This is a genomic window from Streptomyces sp. NBC_00028 (assembly GCF_045041065.1).
GTDB lineage: Bacteria > Actinomycetota > Actinomycetes > Streptomycetales > Streptomycetaceae > Streptomyces.
Genome location: NZ_CP108293.1, coordinates 887244 through 907722, shown reverse-complemented (window position 1 = coordinate 907722; position 20479 = coordinate 887244). Strand labels below are relative to the sequence as shown.

General features: G+C 70.8%; 19 protein-coding genes. 15 read left to right on the top strand and 4 right to left on the bottom strand.

Translation table 11 applies throughout. The annotated features are described in order from the left end of the window. Positions 1–1683: a hypothetical protein gene (locus OG885_RS03985; protein ID WP_405726031.1), complete on the top strand. Its 1683-nt coding sequence runs from the start codon at positions 1–3 to the stop codon at positions 1681–1683. Position 1684: 1 nt separating this feature from the next. On the opposite strand, the gene OG885_RS03980 is transcribed toward OG885_RS03985, so the two are convergent. Beyond that, positions 1685–3010 carry a hypothetical protein gene (locus OG885_RS03980; RefSeq protein WP_405726028.1) on the bottom strand — a complete coding sequence of 442 codons (1326 nt, stop codon included), beginning with the start codon at positions 3008–3010 and terminating at the stop codon, positions 1685–1687. Between the two features lie 127 nt (positions 3011–3137). On the opposite strand from OG885_RS03980, the gene OG885_RS03975 reads away from it, so the two are divergent. The 9 genes from OG885_RS03975 to OG885_RS03935 all read left to right on the top strand — a co-directional run bounded on the left by OG885_RS03975 (position 3138) and on the right by OG885_RS03935 (position 12791). Continuing rightward, positions 3138–3962, top strand: a complete 825-nt coding sequence (locus tag OG885_RS03975; RefSeq protein WP_405726025.1) for an SDR family NAD(P)-dependent oxidoreductase — start codon at positions 3138–3140, stop codon at positions 3960–3962. Positions 3963–4464: 502 nt separating this feature from the next. Next, positions 4465–5385 carry an amidohydrolase family protein gene (locus OG885_RS03970; RefSeq protein ID WP_405742565.1) on the top strand — a complete coding sequence of 307 codons (921 nt, stop codon included), beginning with the start codon at positions 4465–4467 and terminating at the stop codon, positions 5383–5385. Between the two features lie 108 nt (positions 5386–5493). Further along, on the top strand, positions 5494–6861 hold the full coding sequence (locus OG885_RS03965) for an FAD-binding oxidoreductase (RefSeq protein WP_405726022.1): 1368 nt from the start codon (positions 5494–5496) through the stop codon (positions 6859–6861). Positions 6862–6875: 14 nt separating this feature from the next. Further along, a complete protein-coding gene (locus tag OG885_RS03960) occupies positions 6876–7883 on the top strand; it encodes an ABC transporter substrate-binding protein (protein WP_405726019.1) in 1008 nt (335 codons plus the stop codon). Positions 7884–7888: 5 nt separating this feature from the next. After that, positions 7889–8656 carry an ABC transporter permease gene (locus OG885_RS03955; protein ID WP_405726016.1) on the top strand — a complete coding sequence of 256 codons (768 nt, stop codon included), beginning with the start codon at positions 7889–7891 and terminating at the stop codon, positions 8654–8656. Positions 8657–8662: 6 nt separating this feature from the next. Further along, a complete protein-coding gene (locus tag OG885_RS03950; protein ID WP_405726013.1) occupies positions 8663–9523 on the top strand; it encodes an ABC transporter permease in 861 nt (286 codons plus the stop codon). Next, the gene (locus tag OG885_RS03945; RefSeq protein WP_405726010.1) at positions 9520–10314 is read left to right on the top strand and encodes an ABC transporter ATP-binding protein; all 795 of its coding nucleotides are present in this window, start codon (positions 9520–9522) and stop codon (positions 10312–10314) included. The genes OG885_RS03950 and OG885_RS03945 overlap by 4 nt, the downstream gene beginning before the upstream one ends. After that, complete coding sequence (locus tag OG885_RS03940; protein WP_405726007.1) at positions 10311–10724, top strand: VOC family protein; 414 nt, start codon at positions 10311–10313, stop codon at positions 10722–10724. Before OG885_RS03945 ends, OG885_RS03940 begins: the two co-directional genes overlap by 4 nt. Before the next feature lie 90 nt (positions 10725–10814). After that, positions 10815–12791 carry a hypothetical protein gene (locus OG885_RS03935; protein WP_405726004.1) on the top strand — a complete coding sequence of 659 codons (1977 nt, stop codon included), beginning with the start codon at positions 10815–10817 and terminating at the stop codon, positions 12789–12791. A gap of 142 nt (positions 12792–12933) precedes the next feature. On the opposite strand, the gene OG885_RS03930 is transcribed toward OG885_RS03935, so the two are convergent. Beyond that, on the bottom strand, positions 12934–13716 hold the full coding sequence (locus tag OG885_RS03930) for an SDR family NAD(P)-dependent oxidoreductase (RefSeq protein WP_405726001.1): 783 nt from the start codon (positions 13714–13716) through the stop codon (positions 12934–12936). A 41-nt stretch (positions 13717–13757) separates the two neighbouring features. Further along, positions 13758–14480: an SDR family NAD(P)-dependent oxidoreductase gene (locus OG885_RS03925; protein ID WP_405725998.1), complete on the bottom strand. Its 723-nt coding sequence runs from the start codon at positions 14478–14480 to the stop codon at positions 13758–13760. Between the two features lie 106 nt (positions 14481–14586). Here OG885_RS03925 and OG885_RS03920 point away from each other — a divergent pair, with 106 nt between their 5' ends. The 5 genes from OG885_RS03920 to OG885_RS03900 are packed head-to-tail and all read left to right on the top strand — an operon-like array spanning position 14587 to position 19480. Beyond that, positions 14587–15462, top strand: coding sequence for a fumarylacetoacetate hydrolase family protein (locus OG885_RS03920; protein WP_405725995.1), 876 nt, complete (start codon positions 14587–14589; stop codon positions 15460–15462). Positions 15463–15468: 6 nt separating this feature from the next. Beyond that, positions 15469–16290 (top strand): fumarylacetoacetate hydrolase family protein, encoded by an 822-nt coding sequence (locus OG885_RS03915; protein WP_405725993.1) that lies wholly within the window; start codon positions 15469–15471, stop codon positions 16288–16290. Beyond that, a complete protein-coding gene (locus tag OG885_RS03910; RefSeq protein ID WP_405725990.1) occupies positions 16287–17507 on the top strand; it encodes an amidohydrolase family protein in 1221 nt (406 codons plus the stop codon). Before OG885_RS03915 ends, OG885_RS03910 begins: the two co-directional genes overlap by 4 nt. Continuing rightward, the gene (locus OG885_RS03905; protein WP_405725988.1) at positions 17504–18961 is read left to right on the top strand and encodes a carboxylesterase/lipase family protein; all 1458 of its coding nucleotides are present in this window, start codon (positions 17504–17506) and stop codon (positions 18959–18961) included. Before OG885_RS03910 ends, OG885_RS03905 begins: the two co-directional genes overlap by 4 nt. 27 nt (positions 18962–18988) lie before the next feature. Continuing rightward, positions 18989–19480 (top strand): carboxymuconolactone decarboxylase family protein, encoded by a 492-nt coding sequence (locus tag OG885_RS03900; protein WP_405725986.1) that lies wholly within the window; start codon positions 18989–18991, stop codon positions 19478–19480. Here the strand turns inward: OG885_RS03900 and OG885_RS03895 are convergent. Beyond that, positions 19477–20424 carry an alpha/beta fold hydrolase gene (locus OG885_RS03895; RefSeq protein ID WP_405725983.1) on the bottom strand — a complete coding sequence of 316 codons (948 nt, stop codon included), beginning with the start codon at positions 20422–20424 and terminating at the stop codon, positions 19477–19479. The two genes, OG885_RS03900 and OG885_RS03895, sit on opposite strands and share 4 nt — an antisense overlap. Positions 20425–20479 lie beyond the last annotated feature (55 nt).

Sequence of the window (20479 nt, the reverse complement as noted above, 5' to 3'; positions counted from 1 at the left end):
ATGGACTACTACGATCTCGGCACCCACACCCGCACCGTGACCACCGACTCGCCCGAGGCCCAACTCTGGTTCGACCGCGGGCTGGTGTGGACGTACGCCTTCCATCACGAGGAGGCCGTCAGATGCTTCCAGACCGCCGCCGAGGCCGATCCCGACTGCGCCATGGCCCACTGGGGCATCGCGTACGCGCTCGGCCCCAACTACAACAAGCCGTGGGAGTTCTTCGACGGCGACGACCTCGCCCGGACCGTCGAGCGCACCCACGCCGCGGTGGAGCGAGCCCACGAGAAGGCGGCCACCGGCGCCACCCCCGTGGAGCGGGCCCTGATCGAAGCGCTCCGCGCCCGCTATCCGCAGGCGCGTCCCGTGCCGGACTGCGCGGTGTGGAACGAGCCCTACGCCGACAGCATGCGCGCCGTCCATGAACTCGCCCCCGACGACACCGACATCGCCGCGCTGTACGCCGACGCCCTGATGAACCTCACCCCTTGGCAGCTGTGGGACCTGAGGACCGGCGAACCGGCGGACGGCTCGCGCACCTTGACGGCCAAGTCGGTGCTCGACCGCGCGCTCGCCTCGGACGCCGGCGCACGGCACCCCGGCGTACTGCACCTGTACATCCATCTGATGGAGATGTCCCCGACCCCGGAGGCGGCCCTGCCGGTCGCCGACCGGCTGCGTGGCCTGGTGCCCGACGCGGGACACCTCCAGCACATGCCGTCCCACCTGGACGTGCTGTGCGGCGACTACCGCAGGGTCGTGTCGGACAACAGCGCGGCCATCACCGCCGACGAGAAGTACCGGGAACGGTCCGGGGCCATGAACTTCTACACCCTGTACCGGTCGCACAACTACCACTTCAAGATCTACGGCGCGATGTTCCTCGGCCAGTCCCGTGTCGCCCTGGAGACCGCCGCCGAGCTGTCGGCGTCGATCCCGGAGGACCTGCTGCGGGTGCCGAGCCCGCCCATGGCCGACTGGCTGGAGGGCTTCCTCGCCATGCGGGTCCATGCGCTGATCCGCTTCGGCCGCTGGTCCGACGTTCTCCAACTGCCGCTGCCCGCCGACCCGGAGCTGTACAGCGTGACCACCGCGATGCTCCACTACGCCCGCGGGGTCGCCCTGTCCGCCCTCGGCCGCCTCCCCGAGGCCGAGGCCGAACGCACCGTGTTCCGGGGGGCAGTGGCCCGAGTCCCCGAGACGCGCATGCTGTTCAACAACACCTGCGCCGACATCCTCGCCGTCGCCTCCGCGATGCTCGACGGTGAACTCGCCTACCGCGAGGGCGACTTCGACGCCGCCTTCACCGCGCTGGAGCGGTCGATCGCGCTCGTCGACGCCTTGCCCTACGACGAGCCGTGGGGCTGGATGCAGCCCACCCGGCACGCCTACGGAGCCCTGCTCCTGGAACAGGGGCGGGTCGCTGAGGCCGAGGCGGTCTACCGCGCCGACCTGGGCCTGGACGACACGCTGCCCCGCGCCGTGCAGCACCCCGGCAACGTCTGGGCGCTGCACGGCTTCCACGAGTGCCTGGTCCGGCTCGGCAAGGCGGGGGAGGCGCGGATCGTCGCCCAGCAGCTGAAGATCGCGGTGGCGCTGGCGGACGTACCGATCGAGGCGTCCTGCTTCTGCCGGCTCGACGTGGTGTCGGGGAAGGGGGGCGGGGGCGGCTGCTGCGGGTGAGTCAGCGCGGTTCCCGCGCCAACGCCACCAGCTCCTCGTCCGTGAGCAGCCGTCCTTCCGTGGCCATCAACTCCTGTGCTCGGGCCAGCACTTCGTCCACCTGGGCGCGGGTGACCCGCGCACCCGCCTCGGCCAGCTTGTCGGCGAGTGTGTAGGGGCCGCTGTCGGGTGTGAAGGGGACGGTGCGCTCGTTGCCGACCAGCGTCGGTTCCAGGCAGTTGTGCAGGAGAGGGTCGACCTCGGTCTCCTGGGTGATGAGGTCCATGCCGCCCCAGCAGAAGGCGTGGGTGCCGGTGACGGGGTGGTTCCAGGCGGGGTGATAGCCCGTCAGGGCTTCGGCGGTGCGGGCGAGTTCGGTGAGCCGCTCGGTCTTGATGCCGGTCCTCACGCCATACAACGCCTCGAAGGCGAGCGCGGTGGCCGCGAGGTCGGCGTTGCCCGGGCCGCCGCAGTAGCCGTTGACCGACAGTTCGACGGCCGTGGCGCCGGCGCGGACGGCGGCCACCGCGCAGCCCACGGCGAGACCGAAGGTGTTGTGCGGATGCAGGCCCACCTCCACCTCCGGGGCGAGCGCACGGGTGCGGCGCACCAGATGGCCGTACGCCTCCGGGCTCATCGCCCCCGGACCGTCGAAAAGGGTGTGCTCCGTGGCTCCGGCCGCGGCGAGCGCGGTGACCGTCTCCTCGTGGCTCTCCTCGGTGGCGTACGACACCATCAGCAGCGGCACGACGACGTCGAGGCCGCGCTCGCGGGCGTACGACACGAGCCGCGCCGCGCGTGACAGTACGGCCGTCCGCTCGCGCGGGGTCGCCTCGGTGCGCCACTCCTCGCCCCGCCAGGCCTGGGCGTAGACGGGCGCCTGGTAGATCACGGAGGTCTCCCCGAAGCCCTGCACCCACACCTGCACGGCGTCGTAACCCGCGGCGGCGGCCCGGTCGATGTCGTCGGGGGAACGCATCAACGGGCACACGATCCGGCAGTCGGGGTTCTCGCCCTTGACCAGCTCCACCTCGGACTTGAGGGTCGTCACGTCGCGTCCGTCGAGGCCCGCCGTCACCACCTCCGGCACTCCTGCGCCCACGAGTCGGCGCAGGAACTGCTCCTTCGCGGCCGTGGACGCGACGACACCCGGCAGCGTCTCCACCGAGCGCAGGGTCGCGTCGCGCAGCCGCACCGAGGTCGGCAGTGAACCGACCACGTCCGTACGGCGGTTGAGCGGGCTGACCGACCAGCGGCCGGGCTGGTAGGCGCCGGGTGCGCGGCGAGCGGCCAGTTCGGCACGGAAGCGGGCGATCTCGTCGGGCGTGAACACGAGGGGCTTGTCCATACGCCCATCCAACCTCGGTGTCGACACTAAAGGCAAGACGCATGCATCTGAAGCCTGGATGTTTACTTTCTGTCGACACCTGGCTAGAACTGTCGACAGTTTCGGCAGTCCGAGCGAGGGAGATCCCGTGAACCAAGACCTGTCCGAGCATCGGCAGGGCCGCCTGGCGGGCCGGATCGCCGTCATCGGCGGCGCCGGCAGCGTCGGCCCGGGCTGGGGCAACGGCCGCGCCACCGCCGTGATCTTCGCCCGGGAGGGCGCCACCGTCTTCCTGACCGACCGGGACAAGGACGCCCTGGAGGTCACCGCACGGCAGATCCGTGAGGAGGGCGGCACCGCCCGCACCGCGGTCCTCGACGTGACCGAACCCGAGGCGGTGGAGGCGTACTTCGCGGAGTGCGAGCGCGAGGCCGGGAGGATCGACGTCCTCGTCAACAACGTCGGCGGCTCACGTGCCGGCGGTGCCGTCGAACTGAGCCTGGCCGACTGGGAGAGCCAGCTGCGCACCAATCTGACCAGCGTCTTCCTGGCCTGCAAACACGCCATCCCCGTCATGCGGCGCGGCGGCGGAGGCGCCATCGTCAACACCGCGTCGGCCTCAGGGCTGCGCTGGACGGGCGCCGCGCAGGTGGCGTACGCGTCGGCCAAGGCCGCGGTCATCCAGCTGTCGAGGGTCACCGCCGTCGAGCACGCGCCCCACAACATCCGCGTCAACACGGTCGTGCCCGGGCAGCTGCACACCCCGATGGTCGAGGCCCGGCTCGCGCACCAGCGTGCGGACGGAGACGTCGACAAACTCCTCGCCCAGCGGCAGGCCCGCATCCCGCTCGGCTTCATGGGTGACGGCCGGGACACCGCGTACGCGGCGCTCTACCTCGCCTCCAGCGAGGCGCGGTTCGTGACCGGCACGGAGATAGTCGTGGACGGCGGAATGACGGCCCGCTGTGACTGAACCGACCGCCCACACAACCGAGTCCCAGCCGGCGCCGGGTGCCCCACCTTCACGGACGCCCTTCGGCCTGTCCCCGCAGGGGGAGTCCTCGTCGGGCGGCTCGGTCCCGGGGGTGGGGCCATCGCCCGTCCCCCCGCCCCCGCAGCCCTCGCCGGGCAGTTCGCCCCTCCGGATGGGGCCTGCGCCGGACGGCCCGTCCCCGCAGGCGGAGTCCTCGTCCGGGGACCCGTCCCCGCAGGTGGGGCCTGGGTCTGGCGGCCTGTCTCCGCAGGTGGAGTCGTCGTCCGGGGACCCGTCCTCGCAGGTGGGGGTTTCGCCCGGCTGTCTGTCCCGGCAGGTGGGGGCTGCGCCTGTTGGCCGTTCCTCGCAGGTGGGGCCTGGGTCTGGCGGCCTGTCTCCGCAGGTGGAGTCGTCGTCCGGGGACCCGTCCTCGCAGGTGGGGGTTTCGCCCGGCTGTCAGTCGCGGCAGGTGGGGCCTGCGCCCGTCGGCCGTTCCCCGCAGGTGGCGTCCTCGCCCGGCAGCCCTTCCCCGCAGGTGGAGCCCTCGCTCGGTTGTCCGCCTCCGCATGCCGACCCTCGCAGCCCGTCCCTCGCGCTTCCGCGCGGCAGCTGTGATGCCCACTGTCATGTCCTCGGGCCCGCAGACGTCTTCCCGTACGCCGTGGACCGGACCTTCACGCCGGTCGACGCGCCGAAGGGGCAACTGGCAGCTCTGCACGCCCACTTGGGGCTGGAGCGGGCCGTCGTCGTGCAGTCCTCCTGTCACGGGCACGATCATTCCGTGCTGGTGGACGCCCTGCTGGCCGGGAGCGGGCGGCTGCGGGGCGTGGCGCTGATCGGCGAGGGCACCACGCGGGGCGAGATCGAGCGCCTTCACGAGGCCGGTGTCCGGGCGTTCCGGCTCAACTTCCTGCCCCATCTGCGGACCCCACCCACCCGGGCCGAGATCGACTCGGTGCTGCAACGCGTCGACGGACTCGACTGGGCCGTTCAACTCCACGTCACGGGACGGGAGATCGGGGCCCTGGGCGATGTGGTGCGGGCTCTGCCGGGGCGGGTGGTCATCGACCATATGGGCCGTGTCGACCCTGCCGACGGCCGGGCGCTGCGTGCACTCCATGCCCTGCTGGACACCGGGCGGGTCTGGGTGAAGGTCAGCGGCGTCGACCGGATGTCGCGCCAGGGCCCGCCGTACGACGACGCCGTGACGCTGGCCGCCGCCCTGGTGGCTCGGGCGCCCGAGCGTGTGGTGTGGGGAACCGACTATCCGCACGTCAACATCGTCGGCGACGCCCCCGACGACGGCCTGCTCGTCGACCTCGTGGAGCGGATCGCGCCCGATGCCGCGCGGCTTCGGCGCCTGATGGTCGACAACCCGGCCGAACTCTTTGATTTCGCTCCCGTGCCTGAGGGCGGGCCATGAATCTACGAGTGTCGGCAGAGATGCCAGGTATTTCGCTGTCACATCCCTTGAAGCCCCAAAGTGTCGACAGTAGTGTCCCGACTCGAACCCCATGTGAGGAGAACGGCCATGCCTGAGCTGTCCCGGGACAGGCTCCTCCGTCGCGGCGAGCCGGCGTACGAACAGGCCCGTCTCGACGCCGTCTGGAACGCCCGCAAGCCCGACCGTCACCCCGATGTCATCGTCCTCGCCCACGACGAGCGGGACGTCGTGTCGGCCGTACGACTCGCCCGCAGCGAACGCCTCCCGATCGGCATCCGCTCCGGCGGCCACAGCTGGGTCGGCAACGGCGTCCGCGACGGCGGCATGCTGCTGGACCTGTCACGACTCCAGGACATCACCGTCGACCCCGCGACCCGCACGGCGACCGTACAGCCCGCGGTGAAGGGCCCGGCGCTGCTCGATCAACTCGCCCCGCACGGCCTGTTCTTCCCCACCGGACACGCCCCGACCGTCGGCATCGGCGGCTTCATCCTCGGCGGCGGTTACGGCTGGAACTCCCGCCGCCTCGGCCCCGCCTGCCTCAGCATCCGCGCCGTGGACGTCGTCCTCGCCGACGGCACCCTGGTGCACGCCACCGACGACACCCACCCCGACCTCCTGTGGGCGGCACGCGGAAGCGGCCCCGGCTTCTTCGGCGTCGTCACCCGCTTCCACCTCGATCTGCACGATCTGCCCCGGCGCATCCTGCGGACCGCCCACACCTATCCGCTCGACCTCCTCGACGAGGTGCTGACCTGGTCGTACGACACCCTCGAACTCCTCCCGCCCGCAGTCGAGTTCTCGGCGAAGGTCGGCTTCTCGCCGTGGCTCGCCCGGCAGACGGTCTCCGTCACGGCCACCGCCTTCTGCGACACGGACGACAACCCGCTCGCCCCGCTGGAGGACGTGCCGTTCCGCGACCGGGCGATCCGGGAGGTGGTCGCGCAGGAGACCACCATGGCCGAGCTCTACGACTACGCGGACCGCATGACCCCGCCGGACCTGCGCTGGGCCCTCGACGGCATCTGGACCGACGAGCCGGTCGACAAGGTTCTCGACGCGGCCCGCCCGCTGTTCGACACCATCCCCGACACCACCAGCCATGTGCTGTGGATGCTGTGGGGCGGCCACCTCGAGCGCGCGAACGCCTGCTGGTCCAGCCAGGCCAAGCTCTACCTCTCGCCCAACGCCGGCTGGACCGACCCCGCCGAGGACCTCGCCCACGAGCACTGGACACACGGGCGGCTCGCGGAGATCCAGCACCTGTCCAAGGGGCTTCAGTTCTCCGACAACAACCTCGCCGACCGCTTCGACCACGGACTCAGCCCGGCGAACGCCGTACGCCTGGAGGAGATCCGGGCCGCCTACGACCCCGAGGGCCTGTTCCGGACCTATATGGCCCCGCGGGAATCCACCACCGCATACGCCGTCGCGGGACACGCGCGGACCCACTGAAGGAGAGCCGTTCCATGGACACCACCAGAAACCCGCGGCGCCGCACCCTGCTCACCCTCACCGCCCTGGCCACCGTCGCCTCCCTCACCGCCACCGGCTGCGGCGGCGACTCCGCGACCGCCACCACGGCCGACGGCAAGGCGAAGGTGACCGTCCTGCGCTCCAACGGCGCCATCTTCGAGCCGCTCTACATCGCCCAGCAGCAGGGCTACTTCAAGGACGCCGGTCTCTCCGTCACCATCAAGGCGGGCGCCCAGGACACCTCGCAGAACGCCCCGTCCGTCCTCAACGGCGAGGCCCAGTTCGCCATGACGGACAGCTCCGGCTTCCTCAAGGGCGCCGCCCAGGACATGCCGATACGGATCGTCACCGGGCTCCAGTCGGCGACGACGAAGACCGACCCCACCGACGGTCTGCTCGTGAAGAAGGACAGTGAGATCAAGTCCTTCGCCGATCTGGAGGGCAGGACGGTCGGCATCTCCGCGCTCGGCGGCACCATCCAGTTTATCTGCGAGTACCTCGTCCAGAAGGCCGGCGGCGACCCGAAGAAGGTCAAGTTCGTGGCGCTGCCGACCACTTCGCTCACCGACGCCGCCACCTCCGGCAAGACCGACGCGGTCTTCTCCTTCGGCCCCTTCTACTTCGCCGGCCTCGACAGCGGACTTCGCTCCATCGGCAACGGCATGAACGACGTGCCCGGCATGGTCCAGGGCCTGCTGTTCGCCAGCCAGGAGTACCTGGCCAAGAACGAGGACACCGCGAAGAAGTTCATCGACGCCGTCGCCAAGGCCATCACCTACGCCAACGCCAACCCCTCGGCGGTGAAGGCGATCGACGAGAAGTACACCCAGGTCCCGGCCGACTTCATCGACGCCCACGACACCAACTACTACGACAGGACCCTCAACACGACCGTGATGCGCACCGTCATCACGAAGATGCACGCGTTCGATCTCCTCGACAAGGAGCCCAAGGACGACGCCCTCTACTGGGACCAGGCCCCGACCACGGCCGGGGAGTAGCGCTCATGGTCAAGGTACGGCTGCTGCAACTCGGCGCACTGGCCACCATGTTGCTGCTGTGGGCGCTGATCGCCGCGGTCGGCGTGGTCAGTTCGACCGCGCTGCCGGGCCCGGCGTCGGTGGCCGCCGCCCTCGGTGACCTCCTCGGCAGCGGCGCCTTCTGGCAGGCGATGGGGGAGACCCTGCGCGGCGCGGTCACCGGACTCCTCGTGGCCATCGCCGTAGGCATCCCGGTCGGACTGGTCACCGGCGTGTACGCGGCCGCGGAGGAATCGTCCCGGCTGCTCATGGAGATCCTCCGCTCCTTCCCGGTGATCGCCCTCCTGCCGGTGTTCCTGCTGGTCCTCGGCTCGACCCCGGGCATGAAGGCGACGGTCGTCTTCATCGCCTGCGTCTTCCCCGTCCTGCTCCAGGCCCAGTACGGAGCCCGCAGCGTGAGCCAGGCCGTACACGAGACCGTGCGCGGCTACCGCATCCCCCGGATGCTGCGGATGCGCCGGGTCGTCCTGCCGGCGGCGGCCCCGTCCATCATGACGGGACTGCGCCTGGCGGCCACCACCTCGGTGCTGGTCTCCATCGGCGTCGAGGTGCTCACCACGCTGCCCGGCATGGGCCACATGATCATGGAGTCCCAGCAGGCGGGCGCCTCCGCCAAGGCGTACGCCTACATCCTGACCGCCGGCGCCATCGGCTACACGATCACCCTGCTCGCCCAGAGAGCGGAACGCCGCCTGCTGCGCTGGCGGCCACCCGCCCACGCCGGAGAGGAGTAGCAGGCCATGCCATGGAAACCGAAGCCGCGCCGACCGGGGCCGCCCGCCCTGCCGTGGAAACCGATCCTGCGCCAACTGTGGCTGCCTGCCCTGGTGTTCGTCGTCCTACTCGTCGCCACCGCGGGCAGCACCAGCTTCTACTTCCCGCCCCTCACCGAGGTCCTCGCCGTCCTGTGGCAGGAACTCGCGCACGGCGACCTCGTCGAGGACCTGCTGTTCAGCCTGCGCAACATCGTGCTCGGCCTCGCCCTCGCGACCGCGGTGGGGGTGGGAGCGGGGCTGGTCATCGGAGAGGTCCGCACCCTGCGCCTGGCCACGGGCCCCCTGCTCGACTTCGCCCGCGCCACCCCCACCGTCGGCTTCGTGCCCGTCATCATCCTCACCCTGGGCATCGGCTCCGGACCGAAGGTCTTCCTGATCTTCCTCGGTTCCGTGTGGCCCATCCTGCTCAACACCATCAGCGGCGTACGGTCCATCGGCCCCGCCGTGCACGAGACCGCCCGCGGCTACCGCATCCCCTGGCCGCTGAGGTTCCGCCGGGTGATCCTGCCGGGCGCCCTGCCCCAGATCCTCGCCGGCGTCCGCGTCGCCCTGTCCATCGCCGTCGTCCTCATGGTCGTCAGCGAGATCTACGGATCACCGATCGGGCTCGGCAACTTCATCCTCCAGAGCGGCTCCAGCTTCCACGTCGCCGAGACCTGGGCCGGAACCATCCTGATCGGCATCGTCGGCTACGCCCTCAGCGTGCTGCTCCTGCTGGTCGAACACCGTCTCCTGGGCTGGTACCACCAGCGCGCCCCGCGTGAACGGGCCCCGCGGACCCCGCCCGCCACGAGTATCGAGAAGAGCAACGGAGCCGTCGTATGACCCGCGGATCGAGCCTGTACGTCGAGGACCTCTCCATGAGCTTCGGGGCGCACCGGGTGCTGGACGGGCTGTCCCTGCGCGTGGACCCGGGGGAGGCGGTGTGCTTGGTCGGACCGTCCGGCGCGGGCAAGACCACGCTCCTGCGCTGCCTGGCCGGACTCACCCCACCGACCGGGGGCCGGGTCCGCTACGGCGAGCAGCCGCTCACCGCACCGCATGCCGACATCGCCGTGGTCTCCCAGGACTACCGCGGCTCCCTGCTGCCGTGGCTGCGCGTCTGGGACAACGTCGCCTTCCCGCTCCAGGGCCGGGGCATGAAGAAGGCGGTCCGCAGGCGCCGGGCGCTGGAGTGTCTGGAGGCGGTCGGCCTCCAGGACGTCGGCGAGAAGTACCCGTGGCAGCTGTCCGGCGGTATGCAGCAGAGGGTGGCGATCGCGCGCGGTCTGGCGTACGACGCCCCGGTGCTGCTGATGGACGAGCCGTTCGGCTCGGTCGACGCCCAGGCCCGGTTCGACCTGGAGGACCTGACCCTGCAACTACGCCGACGGCTCGGCATCACGGTCGTCGTGGTCACCCACGACATCGACGAGGCCGTCTACCTCGGTGACCGCGTCATCGTCCTCGGCGGGAAACCCACCGCCGTCCTCGACAACCTCGCCGTCCCCCTCGGCGACGACCGTGACCAGCTGACGACCCGGGCCGACCCCCGTTTCGCCGAACTCCGCACGCGGGTGCTCGCGCAGATCCGCGGCGAGAAGGTGCCGACAGGACCGGAAGCGGCCCGCCAGTGAGGCTGGACCACATAGGAATCTCCGTCCCCGACCTGGAGGCCGCGAGCCGCTGGTACCGCGCGGCCCTGCACCTCACCGAGGAGCGCGCCTTCTCCGTCCCCGGTACCGGCCTGCGCGGCCTGATGCTCCGTCATGCCACCGGCTACCGCATCGAGTTGCTGCACCGACCGGACGCCGTACCGGGCCTGGTGGCCGACGGCCCGCTGGAGGCGGCGGGCACGCTCGGCTACGGCCACCTGTGCCTGAGTGTCGACACCGCCGCCGAGGTCGACACCGAGTTCACCCGGCTCGTCGCCGCGGGCGCGGCCGTACGGATGCGCCCGTGCCCGGCGCCCCGCCCGGACGCCCGTATGGCGTTCGTGGCCGACCCGTTCGGCAATCTCATCGAGCTGATCAACCGGACCCCCTGACCGTCCGGTTCAGCCCCCCTCACCCGGCCGACCGCCAACCCCCTCGGCGGTCAGTCATGCCTGGAAGCCACTGAGAACAAGGGAGTTCACGTGACAAGCACCGGCACGCAAGGCCCCGAGGTCACCTACCGGGCCCGTCCCCGCGCGCTGCTCGTGGCGGTCGCCGCCGCCATGGCACCCACGCTCATCGCCCCCGCGAGCGCGCACGCCGCCTCGAAGGCCGGGAACCGCATCACCGTCGGCTCCGGGGAGACCCTGGAACTGACCGCGACGACCACCGCGTCCCGCCTCACCATCGCCGAGGGCGGCGTCATCACCGTCCCCGACGGCTACAGCCTCACCCTCACCGTCAACGGCGTGGAGACCGGCGCCCGGCTCGCCGAACTCACCGACGGCTACGGGGGAGTGGCCACCGCGATCGCCGCCGGCACCTACCGTGGCACGATCGTCCTCACCGTCGCCGAGGCCAACGACCTCGCCTACAGCGACCTCACCTTCCCCTTCCGGCAGGCGATCTACGTCGACGCCGACGGGGTCGACGAGTCCAAGTCGGTACCCTCCGACGTACGCGGCGGCAAGGTCACCGACACCGCCGCCACCAACATCCAACTCCTCTCCAACGGCGAGGCGTTCAACGGCGTGTACGTCACCGGCGGCGGCACCTACACCCTCACCAACCCGAAGATCGCCTTCGCCGGCAACGGCCGCTGCGACTTCATCGGCTACGGCGCCTCCGTGGTCGGCACCGGAGCGGGCACCACCCTCGTCCTGGACGGCGCCACCATCAGCAACGAGGGCGTGGTCCGCACCGCGGTCATCGCCGACGCCTCCGCACACGTCATCGTCAAGAACTCCACCCTGCACTGCGCCGACGGCACCGTCCCCGACGAGTACCCGACCGCGGGCACCGGCGACACCCGCTACATGATCACCGTGCCGTGGATGCTGGGCCTGTCCGGCAACGTCCGCACCACCAACCTGCTGGGCGCGAGCACCAAGGCGTCGTACATCAACTCCACCATCTCCTCGGAGAAATGGGGCGCCCTCTCGGTCGACGGTGGCAGCTACTGCACCCTCACCGCCATCAACTCCACCATCGCCAACACCGGCGGCCAGGGCTACGGCAGTTACGCCATCGGCAACGTCACCGAACACTTCCTCGGCTGCACCTTCGACGTCGGCGACTACGCCCTCATCCACTGGGGAGCCTCGGCCCACTACGGCGACAGCACGAAGGCGGCGGTCGCCGCGCTCAACACCTCCCTCGAACTCGGCCTGACCACCGCCGAGTTGAAAAGGCTGCCGGTGAAGTCGACCGAGGTGAACGCCGGACGTTTCATGGTGCTCTGGTACGCGGCCGGTTCGGTCACCATCGACGGCGGCACCCAGGTCAACACGGGCAAGACGGCCTTCATGTGCAAGGCCGTCGCGGGCTCCCTCACGGTGGACGGCTCCCAAGGCGCCGCCATCAACCCCGGAAACGGCGTCATCTTCCAGCTCATGGACACCGACCGCCCGAGCAGTGTCTCGGTGTCAGGCAAGCCGTGGAAGACCGAGACCATCGGCACCTACACCGAGCCCACAGGCTCCCCGACGAAGTCCTCGACCTGGGTCACCACCAGTGCCCAGTCCACCGACGCGATGGGCACCTTCACCGACATCGAGCTCAAGGGCGACTTCTACAACTCCGTGCGAGGCGGCGGCACCGGAAACCTCCAGGGCCAGAACCTCACCCTCACCTTCAGCGGCTCGACGGTCGAGGGCGTCATCTCGGCGACCACGGCCAAGCACAGCGTCTCGACGATCACTTCGGCGGAGTACCGCGAGATCAGCGAGGTCACGAACACGCCGGGCGCGGTGGTCAACAACGGCGTCCTGGTGACGCTGGGCGCCGGCTCGACGTGGACGGTGACGGGCACGTCGTACCTGAGCGCCCTGACGTTGGCGTCGGACGCGGCGATAGAGGCCCCGTCAGGCAAGACGGCAACCCTGACGGTCAACGGCACGGCGACAGCGATCACCCCGGGCACCAGCTACACGGGAGCACTGACCCTGACGGTGGCGTAACAGACGACAGACAACCGGCCCCCGGGATGCGAACCATCTCCCGGGGGCCGGAACTTGTCGAGAAGGGCTGAGCAGCCGGCCCAAAGGGGCGCGGGGAACTGCGCGACCAGCCCCCACAAACCCGCAGCCAAACCCGAACCCTCTAGGCCCCAATCATGTTGTAGCCGCCGTCGGCCACCAGGAACCCACCAGTAATGTGCTGCGCATCCTCCGTCGCCAGGAACAACGCAGCCCCAGCCAACTCCGCCGGCCCGGGAATCCGCCCCATGGGCGTCGCGTTCCGCAACACCTCGCCCCGCCCACCCTTCCAGTCCTCCCGCCCGAGCGTCGCCTCCGTCTCGATGAACCCCGGCGCGAACACGTTCACCCGCACCGCCGGCGCGAACGCATGGGCATACGACTTGGTCAGCCCGATGATCCCGTACTTCGCGGCGGCATACTGAGGCGCCCGCGCGCTACCGCGCACGACGACCGTGGACCCCACGTTGACGATCGCACCCCCGCCCTCCTGCTCCAGCATCCGCGCCCCGAACTCATGCGTGCACAGCAGGGTGCCCTTCACATCCACGGCGAGGACGTGATCGATGGACTCCTCGGTGATGTCCCGCCAGGACATCTGCTCGCGGGCCACGTCCCCGACGTTGTTGACGGCCACGTCGAGCCGCCCGAAGTGGGCCCACACCTCGTCGGCCAGTCGCTTGATCTGCTCGTGCTCGGCGATGTCGGCCTGCACGACGAACGCCTTGCGGCCGAGCGCGGCGACGCGTTCGGCGGTCGCCTCGGCGCCCGCACGGGACCGCCGGTAGTGGACGGCGACGTCGGCGCCCTCCTGCGCGGCTCGTACGGCGATCTCGGCACCGAATCCGGTACCGGCACCGGTGACGAGGACGGTCTTGCCGGTGAAGCGTGAGGGAACGGGGGTCATACGGGCTCCGATCGTGAAGGCGCTTGCTGCAAAAGGGGTGTTCATACGAGAGTCCGCCCGCCGTCGACGTACAGCACCTGCCCGGTGACGAACGCCGACTCGGCGGAGGCGAGGAAGAGCACCGGTCCGGTGAGGTCCTCGGGGCGGCCCAGCCGCCCGACCGGGACCAGCCCCTCCATCGAGGCGCGCATGCCGGGGGTCGCGAGGTACTCGCGGGTGAGGTCGGTCTCGGTGTAGCCGGGCGCGACCGCGTTGACGGTCACGCCGTGCGGTGCCCATTCCCGGGCCATGACCCGCAGCAGCTGGTTGACCCCGCCCTTGGTCGCGGCGTACGGCGCGTGGTGCTGGTGGGCGAGCAGGCCGGAGACGGAGGAGAGATAGACGATCCGCCCGTGACCGCCGGACACCATGACCTCACCGACCGCCTTGCCCAGATGGAAGGCGCTCGTGAGATTGACGGAGATGAGCCGATCCCACACCTCGTCCGGTGTCTCCAGTACCGGGCGGCGGTCGTTGACGCCGATCGCGTGCACGAACACATCGATTCCGCCGAGGAGTCGACGGGCCTCTGCGACGGCTGCGCGGCAGGCGTCCGGGGAGGTCAGATCCACGGCGATGCCGTTCTCCGGGAGCCGTTCCTTGTCGATGTCGAGGACGACCACCGAGGCGCCCGCCGCGTCGAGCTCCGAGGCGATCACCGCCCCGATCCCGCCCGCACCGGCGACCAGCGCCCGGGTGCCTGTGAAGTCCCATGTAGTGCGCATGCTCTGGAACTTAGGCCACGGCCATGAATTGTGTCCACACTTACCGCAGCTATTGACGATCAAAGACGTCCTGGGCAGGCTGAGTGTCGACAGTTAGGGAGGTCTGATGAAGCTGGTGACATTCGACGACGGGCTCGTCGGCCGGATCGACGGCGACACGGTCGTCGAGCTGGACGTGCCCTCGACCCGGGCGTTCTTCGAACGCGAGGGCCAAGTGGCCGAGACAGGGCGGACGTTCGGGCTCGGCGAGGTGCGGCTGCGGGCGCCGATCGTGCCGAAGAAGTTCTTCCACACGGCCGGCAACTTCCGTGAGCACCACGAGGACCTGGTCCGCGTCGACTGGTCGCACCCGGTCAACAAGGGCATCGTGTTCTTCCAGAACGTCGACGCGGTCATCGGCCCGGACGAGCCGATCGTGTACCCGGCGCACCTGACCCGGGAACTCGACTACGAGCTCGAACTCGCTGTGATCATCGGCAGTCCCGGCAGGTTCTTCAGCGCGGAGCAGGCGGTCGAGCACATCGCCGGATACCTCGTCTTCAACGACATCACCGCACGGGACATCCAGCGCAAGGAGATGGAGTCCGGCGTCTTCTCCTTCTCCAAGGCCATCGAGACGTTCTGTCCGATCGGCCCGTACATCCTGACCGCCGACGAGATCGACGATCCCCATGACCTCGACATGGAGCTGAGGGTCAACGGCGACGTCCGCCAGAAGTCCAACACCGCCCGTATGTCGGTGTCGATCCCGCAACTGGTCGCCTACCACTCCCCGCAGACCTACAGCGCGGGCGACATCATCACCACCGGCACGATCGCCGGCGTCGCCGCGAGCACCGAGGACCCCTTCGCGCACTACCTCAAGCCCGGGGACGTCGTCGAGGCCGAGATCGAGGGCCTCGGCGTGCTGCGCAACCCGGTGGTCTCCTGGTACGACGCGTACGGCGAGGACGAGCCGCCCGCCGAACAGTGGACGGTGTGAGCACCCATGCGCATCGCACAACTCGACGGCCGCCCGGTGCTGTTGACCGAGGACGGCGCCATCGACGTCCCCGCCGACCTGGCGGCCGACCTCTTCGCCCGCTGGGACGACCTGCGCGAGTGGTCCGCCCACGCCACGGGCGCCCGCCCCTACGACCCCTCCGACCTCCAGGCGCCGGTCCGGGCCCCCCGCCAGATCTTCGCCGTCGCCCTCAACTACCGCCCCCACACGGCCGAGGCGGGCTACGAGGAACCCACCGCACCCCTCGTCTTCACCAAGTTCCCCACCTGCCTCACCGGGCCGTACACCACCGTCGAACTCCCGCCGGGCGACGTCGACTGGGAGCTCGAACTCGTCGCCGTCATCGGCCACGAGGCACGGAACGTCCCGGTCGAGAAGGGCTGGGAGCCGGTGGCCGCCCTGACCGTCGGCCAGGACCTGTCCGAGCGGCTCGCCCAACTCGCGGGCCGCCCCGCCCAGTTCTCCCTCGCCAAGTCGCACCCCGGCTTCGGCCCCCTCGGGCCCGCCCTCGTCAGCCTCGACGAGGTCGACGACCCGGACGACCTGGAGCTGACCTGCGAGCTCAACGGTGAGGTCGTCCAGCACGACCGCACCGGCGACATGATCTTCCCGATACCTCAACTGGTCTCCTACCTCTCCGGCTTCTGCACCCTGCTGCCCGGCGACCTGATCTTCACGGGCACCCCGGCCGGGGTCGGCAACCGGCGCTCGCCCCAGCGGTTCCTCACGCCGGACGACGAACTCGTCAGCCGGATCGGCGGGGTGGGGGAGATGCGGCACACCTTCCGGAGGCGCGCGACCCGATGACCCGTACCCTCTTCACCGACGTCCGCGTCTTCGACGGCAGCGGACGGGACCCCTTCCCGGCCGAGGTACTCGTCGACGGCAACCGCATCACCGCCGTCACCGACCGCCTCCCGCGCCATCTGCGCGCCGACGCCCGGGTGATCGACGGAGCCGGCGGCACCCTGCTGCCCGGGCTGGTCGACGCCCACGCCCACCTCGGCTTCGGCTCCACCGTGGAACACCGCTCCCCGCGGCGCGACGAACTCGACGCCGAGAAGGCCCTGCTCGTCGCCCACGCCGGGCGCGTCCTGCTCGACCACGGCATCACCAGCGCCTACTCCGGCGGCAACCGGCTCCCCCGTACCGAGACCGCGGCCCGCAAGGCCTTCGCCGAGGGCTGGATGCCAGGACCCCGCCTCAAGGCAGCCTCCTGGGAGGGCAGCGCGGGCATGGTGGAGCCCGGGGTCTACGACTTCCCCGGCATCGACGGACGCGCCTCCGACCCGGAGTCGGTCTCCCGCTTCGTCACCGAGATGGCCGAACTCGACGTCGACATCGTCAAGTTGTCGCTGTCCGGCGAGAGCGCCGTCGTCCAGGGCACCTCGCGGATCGTGCAGTTCACCGACGAGGAGGTCGCCGCCGCCGCGCGGGCCGCCGACCAGCACGGCGTCTGGCTCACCGCCCACGCCCATGCCGCCGACTCGATCAAGACGGCCGTACGCCACGGCATCCGGGCCGTCTACCACTGCACCTTCGCCGACGAGGAAGCCCTCGACCTCCTCGAAGCGGCCCGCGACCGTCTCTTCGTCGCCCCCACCCCCGGCATCATCCACGCCAACCTCCATGAGGCGGGCGGCGAACCCGAGCCCGGCATGGAGGTCGAGGCGACCGCGGCAGCCGTACGCCAGGTGGTTCCCGAACTCGTCCGCCGCGGCATCAGGGTGCTCCCCGGTGGTGACTACGGCTTCGCCTGGAACCCGGTCGGCCGCAACCTGAAGGACCTCGAACTCTTCGTCGACTGGTTCGGCTTCACCCCGGCCCAGGCGCTGCGCGCCGCGACCTTCCACGGCGGCCAGATCATGGGCATGGGTGACGAACTCGGCCTGATCCGCGAGGGGTTCCTCGCCGACCTCGTGCTCGTCGACGGGGATCCGCTGGCGGACATCGCCCTTCTCCAGGACCGCCACCGGCTGACGGCCGTCATGAAGGACGGCCGGCTGCACAAGGCGCCGGCATGATCAGGGCACGGACGTCCGGCGGGCGGCTCGTGGGGGAGCGGCAGGACGGGGTGGCCGTGTTCAAGGGCATCCCGTTCGCCGCACCACCCGTCGGTGACCTGCGCTGGCGCCCGCCCCGACCGGCCCCGGGCTGGGACGGCGAGCGGCGCGCGGGCACCTTCGGACCCGCGCCCCTCCAGCCGCAGCCGCCCCGCGACTCGATCATGTACCACACCAACTTCGCCGACCCGCGGGCCCTGGTGATGAGCGAGGACTGCCTCTACCTCAACGTCTGGACCCCGGACACCGGCGGCGGACTGCCGGTGATGGTGTGGATCCACGGCGGCGGCAACCGCTACGGCCACGGCGGCCAGGAGATCCACGACGGCCGGGCGATGGCCCGCCGCGGCCTCGTCGTCGTCACCCTCAACCACCGGCTCGGCGCCCTCGGCTTCCTCGCCCACCCGGAACTGGCCGCCGAGGACCCCGAGGGCGCCTCCGGCAACTACGGTCTCCTCGACATCCTCGCCGCCCTCACCTGGGTCCGGGAGAACATCTCGGCCTTCGGCGGCGACCCCGACCGGGTCACCCTCGCCGGCAACTCCGCCGGAGCCGCCCACGTCTGCCACCTCATGGCCGCCCCCGCGGCCCGCCCCCTCTTCCGCGCCGCCCTCGGCCAGAGCGCCTCGGGCATCGGACGAGCGGAGGGCCCCCTGCCCGAACAGGGTGAGGCGCAGAAGCAAGGGCTGCGCTGGGCCGAGCGGTTCGGCGACCGGGACATCGCGGCCCTGCGCCGCATCGACGGAGTGGAACTCGTCCTCGCCGGGCACTTCGGCCCCGTCGTCGACGGCGACTTCCTCACCGAACCCACCGACGACGTCTTCGCCACCGGCCGCCAGCACCCCGTACCCCTCCTGGTCGGCACCAACAGCGACGAGGGCTCGGTGTACGCCACCCTGGACGCCCTGCGGACCCTCCCCGTGGAACCCGGCACCGACGACCACTACCCCGTCCGCGACAGCGCCGAAGCCCGCCGCACGGCACGGCTCTTCACCGGGGAGAGCCGCTTCACATACCCGGTGTGGCACTGGGCGACAGCCCACCAGGCCAAGGCAGTGACCTGGCTCTACCGCTTCGAGCGCACCCCACCCCTACCCGCAGACCTGGACCTGGCACCACCACGCGACGGACTCCCCTCCTACGGCGTCCATCACACCGCCGAACTCCCCTACGCCCTCGACACCATGGACTGCCGCCCCTGGCCCTGGACCCCGACCGACCGCGAGCTGGCCCGCACCATGGCGGACACCTGGGCCCGCTTCATCACGACGGGCGACCCCAACGGCGACGGCCTCCCGCCCTGGCCCGGCTTCACCGGAACCGAGGCCATGGTCTTCGGCGACACGGTGAGCGCCGGTCAGGTGGACCGGATCGAGACACTGCGGCACCTGGCCCGCTGTCCCCGCCCCCTGTGACTCTCACAACCCTTGGAAGGACCCCGCATGGCCCGACTCCCCGACACCGACGGCAGCGGCGAGATCGCCGGACGCATCCGCGCCCGCCGGGGCGGCGACCTGCATCCCCTCGACCGCATGCTGCTGCACAGCCCTCAACTCGCCGACGGCTGGAACAGCCTGCTCGGCGCCGTCCGGACCCGGATGGAACTGTCCCCGGCGATCCGGGAGTTGGTGGTGCTGCGGATCGCGGTCCTCAACCACGCCGCCTACGAGTGGACCGCCCACGAACCCGACGCCCGCCGGGCCGGTCTCACCGACGCCGACCTCACCGAACTGCGCCGCGAGGAACCGGCCCTCGACCCCCGGCGTCGACGGGTCATCGCCTACACCGACGCGATGACCCGTGACGTCCAGGTCCCGGACGAGCTGTTCGCCGCCCTGCGCGCCGACTTCACCGACGCGGAACTGGTCGAACTGACGGCGACCGTAGCGGCGTACAACATGGTGTCCCGCTTCCTGGTCGCCCTGGACGTCTAGGAACGCGTCCGGTGGCGGCGCAGGAACCGGATCAGGAGCCTGTTCCAGGCGGCCGGCTGCTCCCAGTGCGGGTTGTGGCCGGCCTCGGTGACGACGTGGGTCTCGACGTCGGCGAGGTGCTGTGCGTTGAGCCGCATCACCGACGGCGGGCTGTACAGGTCGGAGTCGCCGGTGATGAGCTGGACGGGCAGAGTGAGGGTCTCCAGCGCCGCCCAGGTGATCGTGTTCGCCAACGACTGCGGGAAGGAGTCGGCGGTTTTCGCCCGCTCGTGGATCTCCAGCCAGGCGGCCACCCCGGCCAGGTCGCCACCCCGGTACGAGGGACCGAGCTCCTTGAACTCGACCGGCATGTCCCCGAACGGATCCGGCTGGAGCGCGGCGGTCAGGTCCTGGTACTCGGCGTCCTGGATGCCCATCACGCTGCCGGACACGGTGAGGCTGAGCAGCCGGTCGCCGCGGGCCAGGGCGTAGTCGAGGGCGACCGGGCCGCCCGCCGCCGAACCGGAGAGATGGAAGGTGCCGAGGCCCAGATGGTCGGCGAGGGCGTCCAGGTCCCCGGACGCGGTGTCGGCCTCCGCCCTGGTCCCGGCCACCGACCGGTACGCGCCCCGGCGCGAGTAGGCGACGACCCGGAAGCCCGCCCCGGCCAGCACCGGCTGCTGGTACGGCCAGCTCTCACCGCTGCCGGACCCCGGGTGCAGCAGCACCACCGGCTCGCCGTCGCCCCCGGTGTCCCAGCACCACAGGCTACCGCCGCCGGCGACGGGCACCTGGTACTCGGTCACCGGCACCTGCCCGGGCACCGGGACGGGCTCCCACGGCAGCTCGCTCCGCGACGAGGCCGAAGCCGTGCCCTCGACAGCGCCCGTGACGGCGAGCGCGGCGAGGGCACCCCCGACGACCGCTCGTCGGCTGGGCCCGAAGGGTGTGCGGTCCGGATTCATGTGTCCTCCATAGGTCGTCGTACGACGGTTGGTGCGGCTGACCGACAGACAGCCG